We start from the raw sequence: 18708 nt of genomic DNA, 5'->3' as shown, positions 1-18708 counted from the left end.
ATTATCAGTCCCATCTTCCAGCTAATAAATTTAATTAGAAACGGCAGGAATCAACGCTGCATATCGGAGCACCCTGACTAATGTCATCTGTGCAAATTTTAATGGTAACGGGAACTCCTATTCCCATCAGATGCTGGTTTAATTGACTTAAACTAGCTATTTTGATTTTACCCAGGCTCAGTTTTTTTTCAGATTTCTTTTTCATAAGATCAATTTTTAGGTTAATTAAAAACGGCAGTTATTAGGATCACCCAGACTAAGACAAAGCACGGTAATAGTAGGAAGTTCAGCATTCATGTTATTTTTTGACTTGCTCAAACTGGCTACTTTAATCTTACCAAGATGCAGTTTCTTCTCAGATTTCTTTTTCATAAAATCAGATTTTGGTTAATTAAAACGACAAATGTCAAGACTACACATTGGAATACCATTACTTAGGCAAAGCAAGGTAATCGCAGCTTCGTCATTGATATTCTTTTTTGTCTGGTTCAGACTGGCTATCTTAATTTTACCAAGCTGTAGCTTCTTTTCAGATTTCTTCTTCATAAGTTCAGATTTAATGGAATTAAAAGCGACAGGAATCTTCACTACAGACAGCTGCACCCTGACTCATATCGTCCTGGCATATAATAAAAGAGCAAAACGTAGTGGCAATACCATGCTGGTTTTGTTTTGCCGGACTTAAGCTTGCTATTTTAATTTTGCCAAGCTGCAATTTCTTCTCAGTTTTCTTCTTCATAAGATCAGATTTAATGAAGTTAAAAACGGCAGAAAACTTCACTGCATGCCTGACAATTGTCTATGGATACAGTACAGTCGCCACTGGCAACAGCAGCATGCGGGCGTTCTTTTGTCTGATTCAAACTGGCAATCTTAATTTTACCAAGTTTTAATTTTTTTTCAGATTTCTTTTTCATAAATCAGGTTTTAGATTTAGTTTTTACCATCTGGCGGAGGGATACATTTTAAAAGACTACATCCTGTGTAGGTGGGTGCATTGGCATTAATGTTAGCCATTTGTGTACTGCTCAGTGTTGCAATTTTAATTTTGCCAAGGCTGAGTTTTTTTGTGGATTCTTTCTTCATGATTAACAAGGGTTTTTGTGTGAGTTTTGAAATGCATTATAGGTTGAAAATAAAAGGGAAACCGCCTATGCAATATTGATAGCACAGATGATCTCCCGACAGCAGCATTTTAAAGATAAAGATAAAGGCAGGTTACCTTCATCACAGGAAAGGGGGATTTTTTATGCTTTTTGTCAAGTGGGGAAAATATCCCCTTTTCAGGGGGGATCTGATCCTGATCAAATGGGCTAACTTATTCTTTGTTTACATGCCCTTGCATTATTATGATAGCCGCTAAAGATTTCTATTTACTCAGAACACCGCTGTTGCCGGTAAATTTCAAAGACCAGTTCACCCAAATCACTTACAAAGAACTGGCAGATAAGATCAGCCACATTTTCCGTGATCCTTATTTAACAGAAGCGATCTATATCGCCTCGCCCGAGTTGTACCAGGAACTTGTTAAATGGCAACAAGGCTTATTTACGGGAGAGAAAGAGATCCAGAAACTGGTACTGGCCTTATTCAGATATATACTGCGCATGTGTACCCGCTGCACACCATATGGCCTGTTTGCCGGTAGTGCGACAGGACAATTTGATAATACCACCAGTATTGAATTGGCTCATCAGGATCTGCATAAAAAGCATTGCCGCCTGGACATGAACTATGTAGCAGAATTAGTGGCTACCATCTCACAAATACCGGAAATACAATCGCAACTAACGTTCTATCCAAATAATTCTTTGTACAAGATCGCAGATGCCTTCCGTTATGCTGCATTTACCATCAATAATAAATTCAGACATTATACATTAACATCGGTCAACTATTCCGACTATCTGCAACAAATACTCACAACCGCCGCAGGAGGTGCATCTATTCATACACTATGCGCCAGCATTGTCAGTGAGGAGATCTCCAATGAAGAAGCATTGGAGTTCATTCATGAACTAATTGAAAGTCAGATCCTAATAAGCAGCCTGGAACCTACTGTTACCGGCGAAGAGTTTTTCTCTCTATTTATTAAGAAGCTGGAAGCCTTGGAGAACACAACTCCGGTTACAGATCATTTATCCAGGATTCAGACGCTACTTCGCCAGCCCAACACCAGTATTGATAAGTATCTTCAAACACATATGCTGGTAAAAAGCCTGTTACCTGATACTAACAGTAAAGACCTGGTACAAACCGATCTGTTCCTATCTACTATTCATAATACCATCAGCGGCCATCTCATCAATGATATACAGCAGCAGATCATACCTTTATGGAAGCTGTCAAAGCTCAATAACAATCCCGACCTCCAACAATTCTGCCAACGCTTCAGGGATCGGTATGAAGAACAGGAAATACCACTCGCTATTGCACTTGACACAGAATCCGGCATTGGCTATTCAGGGCATACAGGCAGTTCTGCAGATCATACTCCGCTCATAGATAATATTTATATAAAGAACACAGACGACGCCAAAACCATCTCCTGGAATAAAATGCAGCAATTCCAGTTTCAGCGATTACAGCAATGTTTGCGTAATCATGAAACAGAAATAGTACTGACGGATGATGACCTTAATGAACTTAAAGAAACGGATATACCCTCCCTTCCTGATAGCATGTACCTGATGGGAAGTATTCTGGGCAGCAGCGCTGCTGCCGTTGATACAGGCAACTATCTGTTTGAATTCAGCTCCTGCGGCGGACCATCCGCAGCCAACCTGTTGGGAAGGTTTTGTCATGGAGACGCTGTGCTCAGCGAAAAAGTAAAGGATTGCTTACAGGAAGAAGAGCGTAATAATCCTGATTGTATCTATGCGGAGATCATTCATCTGCCGGAAGCCAGAACTGGTAATATCCTGGCACGTCCACAATTGAGAGATTACGAGATTGTATACCTTGGTAATGGCAGTGTAGCTGCAGATCATCAGATTCCCATTACAGATCTGATGGTTAGTGTAAAAAATAATATCGTAATCCTCCGGTCGAAAAAACTTAATAAAAGAGTCATTCCCCGTCTGAGTACAGCACATAATTTCAGCATGGGCAGTCTGCTGGTATATAAGTTTCTCTGTGATCTGCAGTTCCAACAGTTACATCATGCTGCAGGCTGGCAATGGAGCCTGCCGGGTGAAGAACGTTTTTTGCCAGCCGTACGTTATAAAAAAATCATCCTGAGTAAATGCACCTGGATCCTTTATAAGAAGGATTATCCAGCGTTAAAAGACAATGGCACTACCCTTCTTAAAGAGGTTGGGAAACAATTACAGCTTCCCCGGTATATTACAATTACAGAAGGTGATAACGAGTTGTTTATTGATATGGAAAGTGACTCATGCCTGCAATTGCTCGCAACAACCCTGTTGAAAAAAGAGCGGATTATTATCCAGGAAATGCTCTCCACACCAGATAATTGCTGGGTTACATCAACGAATGGCAGCTTTACACATGAGTTAATCATTCCATTAAAAAGCACTTTACTTAAAAAAGAACAGACAGCTTCACCTGTTTATAAAAACATGCCTGTCAGGAGTTTTATAACAGGTAGCGAATGGTTGTACATAAAGATCTATTGTGGAACCAATACTGCCGAAAAGACACTGAAATCAATTATTAAACCACTAATCCGCGAACTTGAAGCAGCACATATCATTGATAAGTGGTTCTTTATCCGGTATACAGACCCCGATCATCATATCAGACTAAGGTTTCATAATTCGGTAAACCCTTTATTCTGGAAAGTGATACTGGAAAAACTACATACCGCTCTGCAAGAACATAATGAAAGAGAATTAATTTATAAGATCCAAACGGATACTTATATAAGAGAAATTGAGCGCTATGGCGAATTAACCATGGAATTAAGCGAAACTATTTTCCACCTGGATAGTGAAGCTGTGTTGGATTGCATTGATCTGCTTGAAGGAGAAGAAGGCGAAACCTTTCGCTGGTTATTGGCTGCCCGTGGTATTGATATTCTGCTACAGGATTTCGGATATACCTTGCTACAAAAAACTACTCTCCTGAAAAGAATCCAAAAGCATTTCTTTGAAGAATTCGGAGGGGATAAAGCATTACAGACCCAATTAAACGATAAGTACAGACAGCATATGCGACAACTTAGCAGCTTCCTGGATCAACAACAGGATACCGCGAATGAAATTGAGGAAGCCACTGTTTTATTTTATACCCGATCTGAAAAAATTCGTGCGATTATCAAAGACTCAGAATCGCTTCACCAATTAATACCCAGCTATATCCATATGTTCCTGAACAGGATGTTGATCTCTAATCAGAGAAAACATGAATTGGTGATCTATCATTTCCTGAGTAAATACTATGATTCTCAACTAGCAATTGCAAAGAAACAAGCTACATAAAACGTAGCCCCTGCATTTCCCATTCTTTCGACATATCTTCTTCTGTTACTTCAATGGAAATATTACCTATTCCTAGATAGTGGATATATTGGTTAACGTTTTCCATTCCATAAAAGGATCACTTACTGATACAAAAAGTATGTCTAAATATCAGATCTTGCCTTTCAGACTTAATTAATTTTTCCCAAACAATGCTATTCATTCATATTATTAGCTTACAATCTGTTTGTATTTCTGGGAAACAGATACGACGCTAATCATAGCTTGATCTTTAGCCCATATTCTGCTTTTATAGATAATAATGCCTCCGCATTACCTTTTGCATCATCAACAGGATTATGGGTGTGTTTTGTTTTTCTAAGATGCTTAAAATTCTGAAACGTATCTTTTACAACTCCTTTGAACAGGCTGCCAAGGTTTTGAGAACTATGTCCAAAAGGGTTTGAGCCTGTAAAATGATGAAAGTACCAGCATATGAACATCCAGTCAAATCCGTTATTATCACTGATGAAAACAAGCCTGTCTTTACAGTTAAGTTTTAGCCAGGCACTAAAATCATTCAACACTTTTGTTGGATCTTCAAAAGTGAGGGTTTCTTCTCTGGTGAAGCCTGATACTGCTAACGCTTCAGGAATATAGTTTTCAGAAATGGGCCTGAGTTTTCCGTAGAACGATACATCTAACTTTTCGTTTACTAGGATGGCACCAAAAGAGATCAAAGAGTAATCCCCAGGAATAGGGCCATCACTTTCTACGTCGACCATTATATAAGCCATAAAATAGGTTTAGGATGATAATAAGTTACTATTCCCCGATACAAAAAAAACATTCTCTTTAGTATTCCAATCTTTTAACCATTAAGGCCCTGCAAAAAGCCATTCAGGTCATCGTCTTTATCCAGACCCAATTTCTGCTTGACCCGGTAACGGCTCATCCTAACACTTTTGGCTTCAACATGCATTAGCTGCGCAATCCGGCGGGTATCCATTTGAAGATACAGATAAGCACACAGCTTCAGGTCAAGCAAAGTAAGTTTCTTCTCTGCTTTCTCGTTAAGCAATTGAAAAAAATCGGGATGTACTTGCTGGATTTGAAGTTTGGCATGCTCAAAATCATTGTCCAGCATCATTTCTTCCTTCAATATCTTGTGCATATTCACTTCATTCCCCCCGGTCAGTTTATCCTTTAAATTATGCAGCATCTGATTTTTGTGCTCCAGTTGCAGTACATTGGCCATTACTTCCTTCTTCAACTGTTGCCGCTGTACCTCCAGCAATTGCTGTTCGGCCTTAAGCCTTGCCTGTTCTTCCTTTTCAAGCTTTATCTGTAGCTCCGAATCCTGCTTTTCAAGTTGCAGCTGCTTTTCAAGCTGCAAAGAATAACGTAACCTGAAATAATATGATCGAAAGAGGAACAATAAGCACAAAAAAGAGGCAATTGCAACACAGGCATATAAAAATGTTTGTTGCTTTTGGCTTTTCTCGCGCTCTTTCAAAAACCGCACTTCATTGTCTTTTTTTTCAGTTTCGTATTGTATTTCCAGTTTCTGGGCATTCAATGCCTTTTGCTGATTAAAATTCCTGTTGTTGTATTCAGTTACTTCCTGCTGAAACTTCAGGGCCTTTTGGTAATTGCCGTTGCGCCTATAAAAATCGGTAAGAGCCTGCGTTACATTGATCATAGTATAATAGTACGGCGGCTGTTCGGTCAACATCACCTGATAAGCCTCCAACAAATAACGTTCTACCTCCGTATCCTTACCATCACGCTTGGCATACTCGCTCAATATACCCAGACTACTAGCCACTACATCCTGACAGTTTGATGCATCTTTTAAGACTGTTCGGGCCCTGTTTGCATAATAAATGGCCTGCGTTTTGGCCTTGCTGTCCTCAGGCTTAAAATACTTCAGGTAATAGCTGGCAAGATTAATGCAGTTTATCCCATAAGCATAATTGTTTACCTGCCCCGGATATTCGGTGTAAAGGCTTTCCGATTTTTCAAGGTAATATAAAGTGCTGTCCAGCTCCACTTTCTCCTTGCCTGCATTGTATTTATACTCATGGGCTATCGACATTGCATTATAGCAATTGCTCAACAGGTTGTAATCCCTTGTCATTAAGGCACTTCCCATAGCCAGCCTGGCATATTTATATACTTTGTCCTCATTGTTCCAGTTCGAATTGATCACATAGAGTTGGTAATAGATTTTGGCGGAAATATAAGGATCGGTTTTCTTTTCCAGCTCTGTTAACGCCATTTGACAGAACTTCATCACGTATTCCGAATTTTCAAGTGTTTTAAAAAACAGAGCCTGTGCATAATAGGCATAGGCCAGGGCTATGGGATCATTAGCCTGCTTTGCTATTAATAGGACAGTATCGCTCAGGGACTTTAACTCGCCAAGTTCCTGTGCGCTGATCTTGCTGTTTAATAACACTACATAGGCTTTAGTAGCATCGATATAGTCATTATTGTTCAAAGCGATCGAAGCACTCTTTCGAGCCGTTTCAATAGCCTTTTTATAATTCTTATTAACCCGGTAATATTCTGCCAATTGGTTTAACATTACCGGTTTCTCCTTCTCGCTTAATTGAGCATGGTCAATCACTGATTGTAAACTATCCGGAAGGTTGGTTTGGGCAAAGCTGCTCAAATGAAATATATAAACAAACAGGAATAGTAAAAACTTCATAATGCCAAATTACTATAAATTGATAGAATAGGACATGAAACTGCCATAAATAACACCCCTTTACATGAGTATAATCATTTAAAATACAGCCATTTATGAAAATGCGTAGTCATATTGTAGACGCGTTTACAGCAGGAAGTAGATATTCTGTAGCAGGCTAAAGTTTGATAATGACTAAATGCCAATCCACCTTTGTCTGGGCAATAATGCCATAGTTAAAGAATCATACTATGAACACAAAAACATTATCAATTGTATCTTATGTAACACTTATCGGATGGTTCATCGCCTATTTTTCCGGAAAAGAAAAAACAGATGCACTGCTCAGGTACCATTTAAGACAATCTCTTGGCCTGGCCATTGTAAGTATTCTTTTTAGCATTGCATTGAATGTGATTGCAACTATTATCCCCTCACTTTCCTTTCTTAGCCTGCTTGGATTTGTTATCATCGTATTCTGGGTCCTGGGTATCATCAATGCTGCCAGCGGTACGCTAAAACCTATTCCGTTTTTAGGAAAAGCATTCGAGAATAAATTTGCTTTCATTGGTTGATTGATATAAAAGCTCATCTAAGCTTATCAGGCATCGAACCGGAAATAGTATTTAATACCCTATAAACATAGATCATGAAAAAGTTAGTCTTTGGTATTTCTTTCTGGTTTATATACATGCTAGGGTTCACAGTTGTGCTGCCAACGGTTCTATACTATACTACAGGTGGTCTGGAAACTCCGCCAGAGGAAAGTGCCACCATGGCCTTTATATACCTGGGGCTTGGCATCATCATCTGGCTGGCTATTATCTTGTTGTATAGCCGATTTTTTATTACGCTGGTCTTTGCAGATAAACAGCGTTTAGAGAAAACAGCAAAGGAAGGGATAATTATTGCAGCAAAAATAACCAGCAAAACGCAAGTTGGAACGGTGCGTGATACAGCAGTGCTTAATCTTAAACTGGCATTTAATAACCTTGTCGGTACTGCTGTAGAAATACCTTACCAACTGAATGATGGCAAGCCCTATGAAAACCGCTTCGAAGTGGGCAATACTATAGAGATGTGTGCCAGCTTAGATGAGCAAAACTCAATATTTGTTCCCAAAACTGTACAAGTGTTACGCAACAAGGGGACCATATTTCTCTATTCTTTTATTTTTTTATTCTTGATTATGGCTGCCATTATCTATCCTGTTTTTTCTTATCAGCTGGAAAGCCAGGGATCTGGCTGGCGCTTTCTAAATCTTTCGCATCCCTGGATTATGGTGCCGCTAATAAACCTTGCCGTTGGCGCATTTATATGGTTCATCCTGAACTTTATCGGAAAAGCATCAGGCAATCCGGCGCAGCCGCTCCGCATGATATTATATGGCATAAAGACTACAGGTACCATTTTAAATTATAGCCAGACGGGTATGTACATTAACGAGCAACCACAAGTGCAATTCGAAATTGAATATACTGATCAACAAGGCTACAGGCAGACAACTCTTTGTAAAATGATAATCTCATTGCTCGATTTACACAAAATAGCTACAGGCCCCAAAGAGATCATATATCTGCCTAGCCAACCTCAAAACATCGTATTTTATGAAGACCTTACATTATAATGTTATTATTGTTTTGCTGCCCCTTTTTTTGCTGGCATCCTGTAAAGAGGCAAAAAAAAGCATTGAAGAAACCTTGCACCCAAAGCCACAGAAAAGAACTGCACCAGCAACCGACAACAACACATCTTCTACTGTAATTTTCTCCTCATCCAGCACCTTTTCAACAACTCAGCAACAGAGTTATAAAAGCATTTTTGAAAGTGAAGGAGCCTTGGATAGCATTCAGCAGGAACTCCGGAATATGCCCCATCTTATAGGGAAAAAACTATTCTTCCTGCAAGGTTTCTATTTTTACGACTATCAGGGTGGCATGATTTCTATTGACCTGCAAGACCCAGACAAGCCCGAAAATGTTGATACTTATACTTACAGCAATGGCGAATGGCAAATGCAGAAACCGGTGCAGATTACAGGGAATTTTGCGCTTAAATCATTGCTCATGTCCCTGGATGAAGTAAAATTCAGCACGGCGAAAAAAGTATATGATATTGCAGTAGAAAAATCAAAAACTATTGAAGATGCAGGACCAATAAACCATGTCTATTTTAACCAGATTAAAGTAGTACATGTAAAGGAATGGTATATCATGATAAATGGAGCCAGGCACAATTACCGGGTTAAGTTTGATGTAAACGGGAAACTTATGTCGATGGAATAGCATGTTAAAACCCAGGGCTACTATCGCTGTATAACCCTGGTTGCTCCTCAAATTATTTCCATGCTTTTATTATTTAAAGTAGAATCAAAAGAAGACCCTACTTACCGATACAAAATTTGCTAAAAATAAAATCCAGTTGATCTTCATTTGTAATCTGTCCTGTGATTTCCCCCAGAAAATGCAAACATCTGCGTATATCCAGTGAAAGCAGATCACCCGGCAGTTGATTATCTAACCCTTGTTGCACATCTAACAATGAACGTAACACTTCCTGCAATGCAGCATAATGCCGGGCATTAGTAACGATAGTATCCTCTGTATTAATATCTCCCCTCATTACCTTTTGTACCAGTGTATCTTTCAGCTCCTGAATATATTCATGCTGACGCGCGGAAATAAACAGAATTCCGGGAATGCTACTGAATGTCTCCTGTGTAGTCCGCAAACCTGCTATATCTGATTTATTTCCGATCAACAGGTAATTAATACTTTCACGTTCAAACGTTTCAGTTTGCAATTGTAAATCCTCAACACTCGTTTCATTCACATCAAAAAGGTATAACACAATACCAGCCTCCTTGATCTTCTCCATTGTTTTCTGCACCCCTATACTTTCGATGGTATCAGTACTTACACGGATCCCCGCTGTATCTATTAATCGGAACAGTATCCCATCTATATTCAGTACTTCTTCGATCGTATCACGGGTAGTCCCTGCAATTTCGCTTACGATAGCACGGTTTTCATTCAACAAAGTATTTAACAATGTAGATTTTCCGGCGTTCGGTTTTCCAACAATGGCAGTATTTACACCGTTTTTAATCACGTTCCCCATTCTAAAGGAATCCACCAGATGTTGCACCATCTTCATAGCCTCACTAATAAGACGATACAATTGTGTACGGTCAGCAAATTCAACATCTTCCTGGCTGAAATCCAGTTCAAGCTCTATCAATGCAGAAAAGCTGATTAGTTGTTCCCTGAGTACGTATAATTCTTTTGAGAAGCCGCCTCGCATTTGTTGCATAGCTGTCTGATGACTCGCAGCAGAATTACTAGCTATCAGATCTGCTACAGACTCTGCTTGGGTAAGGTCTAATTTACCATTTAGAAAGGCCCTCATGGTAAATTCTCCTGGTTTAGCCATTCTCGCACCTGATTGGATACAGGCATCAATAATCTGTTGCTGGATATATGGAGAACCATGGCAGGAGATTTCGATGATGTTTTCCCCTGTATAAGAACGTGGAGCGGTAAACAGGCTGATGATCACTTCATCAATTATTTTCTCTTCAAACACGATTGCTCCAAAGTGAAGTGTATATCCGGGTTGGATATTCAGGTTTTTAGAGGGGAAGATCGAGTTACAGATCTCAATCGCTTTTTTTCCGCTCAGGCGTATTATGGCAATAGCACCTATCCCTGGAGCTGTGGCCAGTGCTACAATAGTATCGTCATATCCTGTAAGATTATTCCCTAACATGGGCGCAAGATACCGATAAATAAAAAATCCCTGTACGGGCGATGCCTGTACAGGGATTTTTAACTCAAATATTGTTCTCTGTTACTCTTGCAAAGTAAAGCGGATAGGAAGGTTGAACTGTACGGATACCTGGCGACCATTTTGTTTACCAGCTTTCCATTTAGGCATGATTTTCACCACGCGAACAGCTTCTTCTTCCAGGCCACCACCTTTTGCAGCGCCAACAGTTTTTACATCTTTGATATTACCTTCAGAGTCTACCACGAACTGCACGAACACAGTACCTGAGATTGCATTCTCCTGCGCTACGCGGGGATAGTGAATGTTTTTGCTCAGGAACTTCGCCAGCGCTTCCTCACCACCAGGGAAGGTAGGAGGTTGTTCTACGAAGGTGAAGATCTCTTCTTTAGGAGGTGGCGGTGGTGCTTCTACCACACCGGTACCTTTACTATCTTCCAGCAATCCTGGGTCAATACCGTTAGGATCACCTTCTACGGTTTTAGTACTTACCGCTTTATCCTTTATCTGCTCTATTTTCGGTGGTTCCTCATCTGGTGGTACCTCATTATCCTTTTTGATAATAGGAGGAGTGAACTGTACAGACGGTTTCACCGGTGGAGGTGGAGCAGGTGGAGGCGGAGGAGGAGGTGGTGTTTTCGGATCGTCCGGGATCTTCACATCCTCCATCTTAATCTGCTCAATAACAGGTTTATTCGGGTTATCCCTTTCAACCTTCATTATATAGTTATTGATAGCGTAACCAATGATAACAAGCAATATCAGAGCAGCACTACCTATTACAGCATTACGTACCCTTTTATCATATTGTCGTCTCAGGTCATAAGCTCCATATTCCTTATTCCTGTTTTCAAACAGGATATCCAGAAAGTCGGACTTTGCGAGTTTAGCGGTATCCATTGTTTCAATTTTATAAGATGGATGCAAAAGTTAATTATTCCCTGACTATTGGTTACCACCGGCGTTTGCTGCTTCAGTCTGAGTGATCCAGGTTTTATCCTGATCACTGATATCAACTGTTGCATAACGTTGAATACGGTTAATAGCCATTTCGTCCAGTATGTCTACAAAGTCTTTATAAGTGGCATTATCATCTGCCTTTATAATAACTACAACATCCTCTGGTTCACCTTTTGCATTCCTTAATTGAGCAACCGCATCCCGCTTCTTGATGATTACATCACGAATGCCATTTGTATTGGCAAAGGTGGTTGCTTTGAAAAAATCAGGATTGGCGGATGCATTCGGGTCCTGCGCCAAACCTTCATAATAGTATACCCGATCCTTCTTTCCTAGCAGTATTGTGAGGGCAGTGCTTTCTTTTACCTTATTCTGCTCCTTCTCATCCTTCGTGTCCTTCGGCATGATCAAGTCCATTGTTTTGGGCTTGCTCATGGTGGTAGTCAACATGAAGAAAGTGATCAGCAGAAAACCCAGGTCCACCATCGGAGTCATATCTACACGGGTAGATTGTTTCTTGGATTTCGTTCCCTGGTGTTTGCCTTTCCCGCCACTACTGCTGGTATCCATTTCTGCCATAGTAGCTCTTTTTTTAAGTTTTCAAAAGCAGCACTGTACTTTAGTACAGCCCGCTGTTTACTAGATTATTAATGTTGGTCACGGGCCAGAGCGGCGGCAGTACCTGCTGGAGCTGCCTCCAGATTAGTAACCAGGTTCAGCTTCTGGATCTTTTTATCCTTGAAGGTATCAAGGATAGCCTTGATCTTAGGATAAGGTGTTCCATTGTCTGCCTTGATACAATACTGTAACCTTGGATTTCCGCCCTGTGCTGATCTCGCATATTCAATCCAGACAGCTACTTCATTATTAGTAGAGTCTGTAGGAATACCTGTTTCAAGACCTGATTTTTTCCTTTCGGCTGGTTTAACTGCCAGATAAGCTTTCAGATTCTTGATTTCAGTACCTACGCTGGCACCAATAGTAAAGCTGTTAATTTCCTGAGGAGTGAGACCCAGGTGATACTGAGTGTTCAGATCCTCTATGAGCTGCTGCCTTTTAGGCTGGCCGTCCATACTGAAGAAAACCCTACCATCTTTGTCAACTGTCAGCATGATCACATCAGAATCAGGCAACAGTTTGGTATTGATTGAAGACGGAGTAACCACAGTTACCGGTTCGTCCGGCTTGAATTTAGTTGCCAGCATGAAGAAAGTGAGCAGCAAGAAGGCCACATCACACATCGCTGTCATGTCGACAAGCGTGCTCTTCCTGGGCATTTTAACTTTAGGCATCTTTACTCCTTTTTTGGTTTACTTTATATAGATTCAAAACTGCTGTTATTCCACACAAATAATTAAAAATTATTTGTGGTTAGCAGCAAAGCTCTGTGTTAAAGTAAATCCAGACTCATCGATTGCATAAGTGATGCTATCAATGTTAGTAGTAAAGAAGTTATACATGATGATCGCTACAGCGGAAGTACCGATACCTAATGCAGTGTTGATCAAGGCTTCAGAGATACCCATCGCCAGTTTGGAAGAATCCGGAGCACCAGAAGCTGACATCGCAGAGAACGATTTGATCATACCCAATACCGTACCGAACAGACCTAACAGGGTAGCAACGGAAGCAATGGTAGATAAGAACACCAGGTTCTTTTCCATCATAGGCAGTTCCAAAGCAGTTGTTTCTTCGATCTCGTTCTTGATACTCAGGATCTTCTGATCTGTGTCCAGTTCAGTGTTAACGATCATTTCTTTGTACTTCTTCAGACCAGCTTTCAGTACGTTACCAACAGAACCCTGTTGTTTGTCACACTCTGCCAGTGCAGCATCCACATTCTTGTTAGCCAGGTGATACTGTACTTTTCTTACCAGCTCAGCACCGCTGAATTTACCTTTCGCTTTGCTAATGTAAAGGAAACGCTCAATTACCATCGTGATGCAAATAAGTAATACAGAGATAAGGATAGGTACAATCACACCACCCTGATAAACAGTGGCAAACCATTTCCCGATACCTTCTTCAACTGGATGTGCATTTGGCCCTTTAATCCCTCCCTGAAAATTAGAAGGATTTCCCAATACGAAAATATAAAAGAGAACACCTATAACGATACAAATAGGTACAGCCAACATTGCAAATAAGTTGGATGATTTTTTAGGTTGATGAGAAGTCGCTTTGGCAGAAGCTGGAGTCACAGTTGTTTTAGTCTCAGCCATGTTGATTGAATTTTAGTGTTAAAGATTAAACTATTGTTTTTTGTTATTTCTGCAATATAAATACGTGATTCGCAAAGATATACGGTTGATTCAAAAAAACAAGTGTAGCTCAAAAAATCTCACAAAATTTAATCTCTCCCTCAAAAGCCCGCCAGTAGCTGACTTTGCAATACCTTTTTTTTATTGAGCGTACACTTAAAATATTTAAATACAACTAATATCAAAGAATGGGTTACCACCCTTAATGATTACTGTCCTTAGAACCTGAAAATTATTGATTTTGTTCAAAGTTGGACGCACAATTTAAGAAATTTTTTAAATGTTCCAACAGAAATTTTATTCTCCGTTTTTCGTCTATTCCCCGCCACCACACACACTTTCCGTTCATTCTCCTCGTTTTTATCATTATTTAATTTCATCCGCATTCTTCTTTATTCAGCAATATTCATCTCATTCACACCTTCCGAAAAGGCTTATGACGCGGGCGTTGCCGCAGGTCAAACGCATCGTAATATAAACATAAAAGATGCTATATCAATAAATTTGTTCATAAAATATAACAGGTGCAGATACTATTTCACATAACAAATAAGCAGCCGACATACCAGCCAGAATTTCCATTCCTATAGCTTTTGCAGCGTTTATGGAATTCCCGGATAAGTTACTGCTTAATATGTTTATTTGCAACTTACTTAATGAAAAAACAACCTGGATCAAAAACCACCTTTAATAAGTATCAATGAATAAACATCTTATCCAACCCTTTGCTACAATTGTAATTAGTACACTTATACTGGCAATTACCTTCATTTCCCCAGTATATGCGCAAAAGAATAAAAAGAAGGAAACTACTGCCCTTCCTCCCAAAGATTCTACAGTACGTCCTCCTATGCCAGCTAAAAATGGTCCAAAAACAGATCCTAAAAAATTCAGCGAGATCATTAAAGCTGATGCTAAGGCAGATACAGGCCTGTTCAACATCTACAAACAGGATGATAAAGTATTTTTTGAGATACCTGATTCTTTATTGGGGAGAGATATACTCATTGTGAACCGTATATCAAAATCTGCTGCAGGCCTACGTTCGATGATGATTGGTTATAGTGGTGATGAAATAGGTGAGAATGTTATCCGTTTCGAAAAAGGGCCCAACAATCGTATCTTCCTCAAAAACATTTCTTACTCTGAAATATCAAAGGACTCTGCACAACCCATGTTCAATGCGGTGATGAACTCTAATATTCAGCCGATTGCCGCAGCCTTTGATATTAAAGCTTTCTCTGAAAAAGGGAACAGCAGCATAATTGATCTGACTGATTATATCCAGGGAGATAATGATATACTATTCTTTGATCAGGGTACAAAAACCAGCCTCAAGCTAGGCGCAGTGCAGCAGGACAAATCCTATATCGTTGATGTAAAATCTTATCCTATCAACACTGAAATCAAAACAGTTAAAACATATTCAAGAGCAGGCGGACAGGGCGGGCCATCGCAAGGAGGTAACGCTACACTGGAATTGAATTCTTCAATGATCCTGTTACCTGCTACACCCATGGAACCCCGCTATTTTGATACCCGTGTTGGATATTTCACTACTTCACTTATTGATTTTGATGCAGATCCGCAGGGTGTAAAAAGATTATCAATGATCACCCGCTGGCGCCTGCAGCCCAAGCCAGAAGATCTTGAAAAATATAAAAGAGGGGAACTGGTAGAACCTGCGAAACCCATTATATTCTACATAGATCCTGCTACTCCGAAAAAATGGGTGCCTTTCCTGATTCTGGGTGTGAATGACTGGCAAAAAGCTTTTGAACAGGCCGGCTTTAAAAATGCCATCGTTGCCAAAATGGCTCCAACCCGCGAAGAAGACTCTACCTGGAGCCTTGAAGATGCAAGATTTTCTGCAATTGTATACAAACCTTCAGATGTACCTAATGCCAGTGGCCCCCACATACATGATCCCCGCTCTGGTGAAATTATGGAAAGCCATATCAACTGGTACCATAATGTGATGCATTTACTCCGCAACTGGTATTTTGTACAGTGCGCTCCTAATGATCCACGGGCGCGTAAGATGCAATTTGATGATCAGTTGATGGGGGAACTAATCCGTTTTGTTTCTTCTCATGAGGTAGGTCACACCCTGGGTCTTCGTCACAACTTCGGCTCCAGCTCTGCTTATCCTGTAGAAAAACTGCGGGACAAAGAATGGGTTAAACAAAATGGACATGCTGCTTCAATTATGGATTACGCCCGCTTTAACTATATAGCACAGCCAGAAGATGGTATCACAGGTGCAGATCTATATCCTAAGATCAACTTCTACGACAAATGGGCTATTGAATGGGGATACCGTCTGATTCCTGGAGTAAATGATCCGGAAGCTGAAAAATCAACGCTGAACAAATGGACTATCGATAAACTGAAAGAAAAGAAATACTGGTTCGGTACAGAAATGAATCCTGACGATCCCAGGTCACAGAATGAAGACCTTGGTGACAATGCAATGAAAGCAAGTGCATACGGTATTAAGAATTTACAGCGGATCATACCTAATCTGATCAACTGGACCAGCGAAGCAAATGAAGATTACGCAAATCTTACGGAGCTTTATAGAGAAATAAGCACCCAATTCGGTCGTTATATTGGGCATGTAACCAAAAACATAGGGGGCATCTATGAAACTCCAAAGACGGTGGAACAGGAAGGAGGCGTTTATGAGAGTGTCCCTAAGAGCATACAACAGGAGGCGGTACAGTTCCTTAACAAACAAGTATTTGCTACTCCAAAATGGTTGCTTGATAAAAACATATTAAGCCGTACAGGTACTAATCCCATGAGCATTATAAGTGCACGTCAGAATGCCGTATTAGATAGAGTACTGAGTGTTAATACTCTAAATAAGCTAATCAGCGGTGAAGCAACAGATGAAAATGCATATCAGGCTACGGCACTCCTGAATGACCTTAAAAAGGGTGTTTTCGGAGAGTTGTCAACGCATCAGACAATTGACGTATATCGCAGAAATCTTCAAAAATCTTATATACAGCATTTGCAGGATCTAATTACTGTGCCTGATCAATCAGGTAATAAATCCATGATGATAATGGTGGCTCCTCAATCACCTACAGATGCTACCAAATCAGATGTAAGCAGTATTGCGCGTGCACAACTGGTATCATTACGGAGTGAGATACGTGCTGCCATAGCTGCTATGCCGGATAATATGAGTCGTTATCACCTGAGTGATCTTTCAGAAAGGATTAATCACTTATTGGATCCTAAATAACAGTTTTATAAGTGCTTGATTTAAGACAGTCCCGGGCAAAATCCGGGACTGTCTTATTTTTATCCAATAGTTGCTGCCTGTGGTTGCTTAATATATTCCTATATTTATACACTGAACCTCAAGAATGTGAAAGAACGCACTTCAAAAATTACCATTTACGATATCGCGAAGGTACTTAGCCTGTCAGCGTCCACGGTTTCAAGAGCATTGCAGAATAATCCACTTATCAACCAGGAAACGCGGGAGAGAGTAAAGGGAACTGCTTTGGAAATGGGCTATGTACCTAACTGGATAGCTTCAAGTCTGCGGAAAAAACGATCCAATATTCTTGGATTAATTGTCCCCCGTACATCTATGTATTTTCAAAGTACTGCTATCAGTGGTATCCAGCATGATGCCCACAAGTATGGCTTTAGTATCGTAATTGGACAGTCTGATGACACCGTAGAAATGGAAAAGGAACTGGTCCAAACCTTCTTTTCTCTTCGTGTTGACGGTCTTCTGGCTGTATCCTCTATGTTTACAACAACCTACGAGCATTTTAGTCCATTCATCAGAAATAATATTCCCTTAGTATTCTATGACCGCGTACCAGCTGATTTTAAGGGATATACAATTACCGGTGATGATTTCAGGGGAGGCTATCTTGCCACGGAGCATCTTATCAAACAGGGGTGCAGACGTATTGCTATATTTTCAGGGATGCTTACATGTAATCTTTACCAGCAACGCTTGTCAGGTTATAAAGCCGCATTAGCAGATAATAATATTTCTTTTGATGAGCAACTGCTGTACGTCCATACTTTGACTTCCGAAGCGGCTACTATTGCTGCACAAGAATTGCTTTCCCAAGAGATACTTCCGGATGGCCTCTTTGCAGCCAATGATACATCTGCGGTAGCTTTTATACAGGAGGCGAGACGGCATGATGTCAGCATTCCTGGCACAATAAAGGTAGTTGGTTATTCAAATGATCAATCTTCGCGCATTATTACGCCCAGTTTGACCACTATTGAGCAATCTGGCTATAATATGGGGCAAAAAGCAGTAGAAACGATTGTGCAGCTGATTAATTCAAGTGAGACGAAGGACGTTACCAAGAACTTTGTGTTTCCGGTAGAACTGATACCCAGGGAATCTACTGAAGGGAAAAATAACTGATAAGTTGAATTCTTTTGAATTTTTTGTCTTTACTGGGTTAGTACAATAAAAAAAGCCCCGACAATTGTCGAGGCTTTTTTCAATAAATATGGCAGCTACCTACTCTCCCGCATGATTGTGCAGTACCATCGGCCATGAGGGGCTTAACTTCTCTGTTCGGAATGGGAA

At 40.2% G+C, this 18708-nt stretch carries 19 protein-coding genes; 6 read left to right on the top strand and 13 right to left on the bottom strand.

The annotated features are described in order from the left end of the window. Nucleotides 1-34: 34 nt before the first annotated feature. From BM176_RS32630 to BM176_RS32605, 6 genes are read right to left on the bottom strand one after another with little or no spacing between them, the layout of a single operon-like run. Nucleotides 35-205: a hypothetical protein gene (locus BM176_RS32630; protein ID WP_177230561.1), complete on the bottom strand. Its 171-nt coding sequence runs from the start codon at nucleotides 203-205 to the stop codon at nucleotides 35-37. Between the two features lie 20 nt (nucleotides 206-225). Then, the gene (locus BM176_RS32625; protein ID WP_177230560.1) at nucleotides 226-372 is read right to left on the bottom strand and encodes a hypothetical protein; all 147 of its coding nucleotides are present in this window, start codon (nucleotides 370-372) and stop codon (nucleotides 226-228) included. A 15-nt stretch (nucleotides 373-387) separates the two neighbouring features. Further along, nucleotides 388-546, bottom strand: a complete 159-nt coding sequence (locus tag BM176_RS32620) for a hypothetical protein (RefSeq protein WP_177230559.1) — start codon at nucleotides 544-546, stop codon at nucleotides 388-390. Between the two features lie 19 nt (nucleotides 547-565). Further along, on the bottom strand, nucleotides 566-739 hold the full coding sequence (locus BM176_RS32615) for a hypothetical protein (RefSeq protein ID WP_177230558.1): 174 nt from the start codon (nucleotides 737-739) through the stop codon (nucleotides 566-568). Nucleotides 740-758: 19 nt separating this feature from the next. Then, nucleotides 759-917: a hypothetical protein gene (locus tag BM176_RS32610; RefSeq protein WP_177230557.1), complete on the bottom strand. Its 159-nt coding sequence runs from the start codon at nucleotides 915-917 to the stop codon at nucleotides 759-761. Nucleotides 918-933: 16 nt separating this feature from the next. Next, nucleotides 934-1086, bottom strand: a complete 153-nt coding sequence (locus BM176_RS32605; RefSeq protein WP_177230556.1) for a class I lanthipeptide — start codon at nucleotides 1084-1086, stop codon at nucleotides 934-936. A 263-nt stretch (nucleotides 1087-1349) separates the two neighbouring features. On the opposite strand from BM176_RS32605, the gene BM176_RS26540 reads away from it, so the two are divergent. Then, on the top strand, nucleotides 1350-4442 hold the full coding sequence (locus BM176_RS26540) for a lantibiotic dehydratase (protein WP_090107439.1): 3093 nt from the start codon (nucleotides 1350-1352) through the stop codon (nucleotides 4440-4442). A 257-nt stretch (nucleotides 4443-4699) separates the two neighbouring features. On the opposite strand, the gene BM176_RS26535 is transcribed toward BM176_RS26540, so the two are convergent. Further along, nucleotides 4700-5218, bottom strand: a complete 519-nt coding sequence (locus BM176_RS26535) for a 3'-5' exonuclease family protein (protein WP_090107438.1) — start codon at nucleotides 5216-5218, stop codon at nucleotides 4700-4702. A 74-nt stretch (nucleotides 5219-5292) separates the two neighbouring features. After that, nucleotides 5293-7137, bottom strand: a complete 1845-nt coding sequence (locus BM176_RS26530) for a hypothetical protein (RefSeq protein ID WP_090107437.1) — start codon at nucleotides 7135-7137, stop codon at nucleotides 5293-5295. 230 nt (nucleotides 7138-7367) lie between these two features. On the opposite strand from BM176_RS26530, the gene BM176_RS26525 reads away from it, so the two are divergent. The 3 genes from BM176_RS26525 to BM176_RS26515 all read left to right on the top strand — a co-directional run bounded on the left by BM176_RS26525 (nucleotide 7368) and on the right by BM176_RS26515 (nucleotide 9401). Beyond that, entirely contained in the window at nucleotides 7368-7691 is a 324-nt protein-coding gene (locus BM176_RS26525) for a magnetosome magnetite crystal formation protein family (protein WP_090107436.1), read from the top strand. Between the two features lie 74 nt (nucleotides 7692-7765). After that, the gene (locus tag BM176_RS26520) at nucleotides 7766-8743 is read left to right on the top strand and encodes a hypothetical protein (protein WP_090107435.1); all 978 of its coding nucleotides are present in this window, start codon (nucleotides 7766-7768) and stop codon (nucleotides 8741-8743) included. Next, on the top strand, nucleotides 8724-9401 hold the full coding sequence (locus BM176_RS26515; protein WP_090107434.1) for a hypothetical protein: 678 nt from the start codon (nucleotides 8724-8726) through the stop codon (nucleotides 9399-9401). Before BM176_RS26520 ends, BM176_RS26515 begins: the two co-directional genes overlap by 20 nt. A gap of 97 nt (nucleotides 9402-9498) precedes the next feature. Here the strand turns inward: BM176_RS26515 and mnmE are convergent, their stop codons facing one another. The 5 genes from mnmE to BM176_RS26490 form a co-directional block, all read right to left on the bottom strand. After that, the gene (mnmE, locus tag BM176_RS26510; protein ID WP_090107433.1) at nucleotides 9499-10884 is read right to left on the bottom strand and encodes a tRNA uridine-5-carboxymethylaminomethyl(34) synthesis GTPase MnmE; all 1386 of its coding nucleotides are present in this window, start codon (nucleotides 10882-10884) and stop codon (nucleotides 9499-9501) included. Between the two features lie 81 nt (nucleotides 10885-10965). Beyond that, the gene (locus tag BM176_RS26505; RefSeq protein WP_090107432.1) at nucleotides 10966-11802 is read right to left on the bottom strand and encodes an energy transducer TonB; all 837 of its coding nucleotides are present in this window, start codon (nucleotides 11800-11802) and stop codon (nucleotides 10966-10968) included. 45 nt (nucleotides 11803-11847) lie between these two features. Then, nucleotides 11848-12441 carry an ExbD/TolR family protein gene (locus BM176_RS26500; RefSeq protein WP_090107431.1) on the bottom strand — a complete coding sequence of 198 codons (594 nt, stop codon included), beginning with the start codon at nucleotides 12439-12441 and terminating at the stop codon, nucleotides 11848-11850. A gap of 68 nt (nucleotides 12442-12509) precedes the next feature. Beyond that, entirely contained in the window at nucleotides 12510-13154 is a 645-nt protein-coding gene (locus tag BM176_RS26495; RefSeq protein WP_090107430.1) for an ExbD/TolR family protein, read from the bottom strand. A gap of 69 nt (nucleotides 13155-13223) precedes the next feature. Then, nucleotides 13224-14084, bottom strand: coding sequence for a MotA/TolQ/ExbB proton channel family protein (locus BM176_RS26490; protein ID WP_090107429.1), 861 nt, complete (start codon nucleotides 14082-14084; stop codon nucleotides 13224-13226). Nucleotides 14085-14823: 739 nt separating this feature from the next. On the opposite strand from BM176_RS26490, the gene BM176_RS26480 reads away from it, so the two are divergent. Both BM176_RS26480 and BM176_RS26475 read left to right on the top strand, forming a co-directional pair. Continuing rightward, nucleotides 14824-17379, top strand: coding sequence for a zinc-dependent metalloprotease (locus BM176_RS26480; protein ID WP_090107427.1), 2556 nt, complete (start codon nucleotides 14824-14826; stop codon nucleotides 17377-17379). Between the two features lie 126 nt (nucleotides 17380-17505). Further along, complete coding sequence (locus BM176_RS26475) at nucleotides 17506-18540, top strand: LacI family DNA-binding transcriptional regulator (protein WP_090107426.1); 1035 nt, start codon at nucleotides 17506-17508, stop codon at nucleotides 18538-18540. Nucleotides 18541-18708 lie beyond the last annotated feature (168 nt).

It is taken from the genome of Chitinophaga sp. CF118 (assembly GCF_900112615.1).
Taxonomy (GTDB): domain Bacteria; phylum Bacteroidota; class Bacteroidia; order Chitinophagales; family Chitinophagaceae; genus Chitinophaga.
The sequence above is the reverse complement of the archived record's forward strand: the minus strand, read 5'-3'. Positions and strand labels throughout refer to the sequence as shown.

Bases quoted from the DNA above. Each gene is read 5' to 3' on its own strand.
- BM176_RS32630 (WP_177230561.1), bottom strand. From the start codon at position 205: ATGAAAAAGAAATCTGAAAAAAAACTGAGCCTGGGTAAAATCAAAATA.
- BM176_RS32625 (WP_177230560.1), bottom strand. From the start codon at position 372: ATGAAAAAGAAATCTGAGAAGAAACTGCATCTTGGTAAGATTAAAGTA.
- BM176_RS32620 (WP_177230559.1), bottom strand. From the start codon at position 546: ATGAAGAAGAAATCTGAAAAGAAGCTACAGCTTGGTAAAATTAAGATA.
- BM176_RS32615 (WP_177230558.1), bottom strand. From the start codon at position 739: ATGAAGAAGAAAACTGAGAAGAAATTGCAGCTTGGCAAAATTAAAATA.
- BM176_RS32610 (WP_177230557.1), bottom strand. From the start codon at position 917: ATGAAAAAGAAATCTGAAAAAAAATTAAAACTTGGTAAAATTAAGATT.
- BM176_RS32605 (WP_177230556.1), bottom strand. From the start codon at position 1,086: ATGAAGAAAGAATCCACAAAAAAACTCAGCCTTGGCAAAATTAAAATT.
- BM176_RS26540 (WP_090107439.1), top strand. From the start codon at position 1,350: ATGATAGCCGCTAAAGATTTCTATTTACTCAGAACACCGCTGTTGCCG.
- BM176_RS26535 (WP_090107438.1), bottom strand. From the start codon at position 5,218: ATGGCTTATATAATGGTCGACGTAGAAAGTGATGGCCCTATTCCTGGG.
- BM176_RS26530 (WP_090107437.1), bottom strand. From the start codon at position 7,137: ATGAAGTTTTTACTATTCCTGTTTGTTTATATATTTCATTTGAGCAGC.
- BM176_RS26525 (WP_090107436.1), top strand. From the start codon at position 7,368: ATGAACACAAAAACATTATCAATTGTATCTTATGTAACACTTATCGGA.
- BM176_RS26520 (WP_090107435.1), top strand. From the start codon at position 7,766: ATGAAAAAGTTAGTCTTTGGTATTTCTTTCTGGTTTATATACATGCTA.
- BM176_RS26515 (WP_090107434.1), top strand. From the start codon at position 8,724: ATGAAGACCTTACATTATAATGTTATTATTGTTTTGCTGCCCCTTTTT.
- mnmE (WP_090107433.1), bottom strand. From the start codon at position 10,884: ATGTTAGGGAATAATCTTACAGGATATGACGATACTATTGTAGCACTG.
- BM176_RS26505 (WP_090107432.1), bottom strand. From the start codon at position 11,802: ATGGATACCGCTAAACTCGCAAAGTCCGACTTTCTGGATATCCTGTTT.
- BM176_RS26500 (WP_090107431.1), bottom strand. From the start codon at position 12,441: ATGGCAGAAATGGATACCAGCAGTAGTGGCGGGAAAGGCAAACACCAG.
- BM176_RS26495 (WP_090107430.1), bottom strand. From the start codon at position 13,154: ATGCCTAAAGTTAAAATGCCCAGGAAGAGCACGCTTGTCGACATGACA.
- BM176_RS26490 (WP_090107429.1), bottom strand. From the start codon at position 14,084: ATGGCTGAGACTAAAACAACTGTGACTCCAGCTTCTGCCAAAGCGACT.
- BM176_RS26480 (WP_090107427.1), top strand. From the start codon at position 14,824: ATGAATAAACATCTTATCCAACCCTTTGCTACAATTGTAATTAGTACA.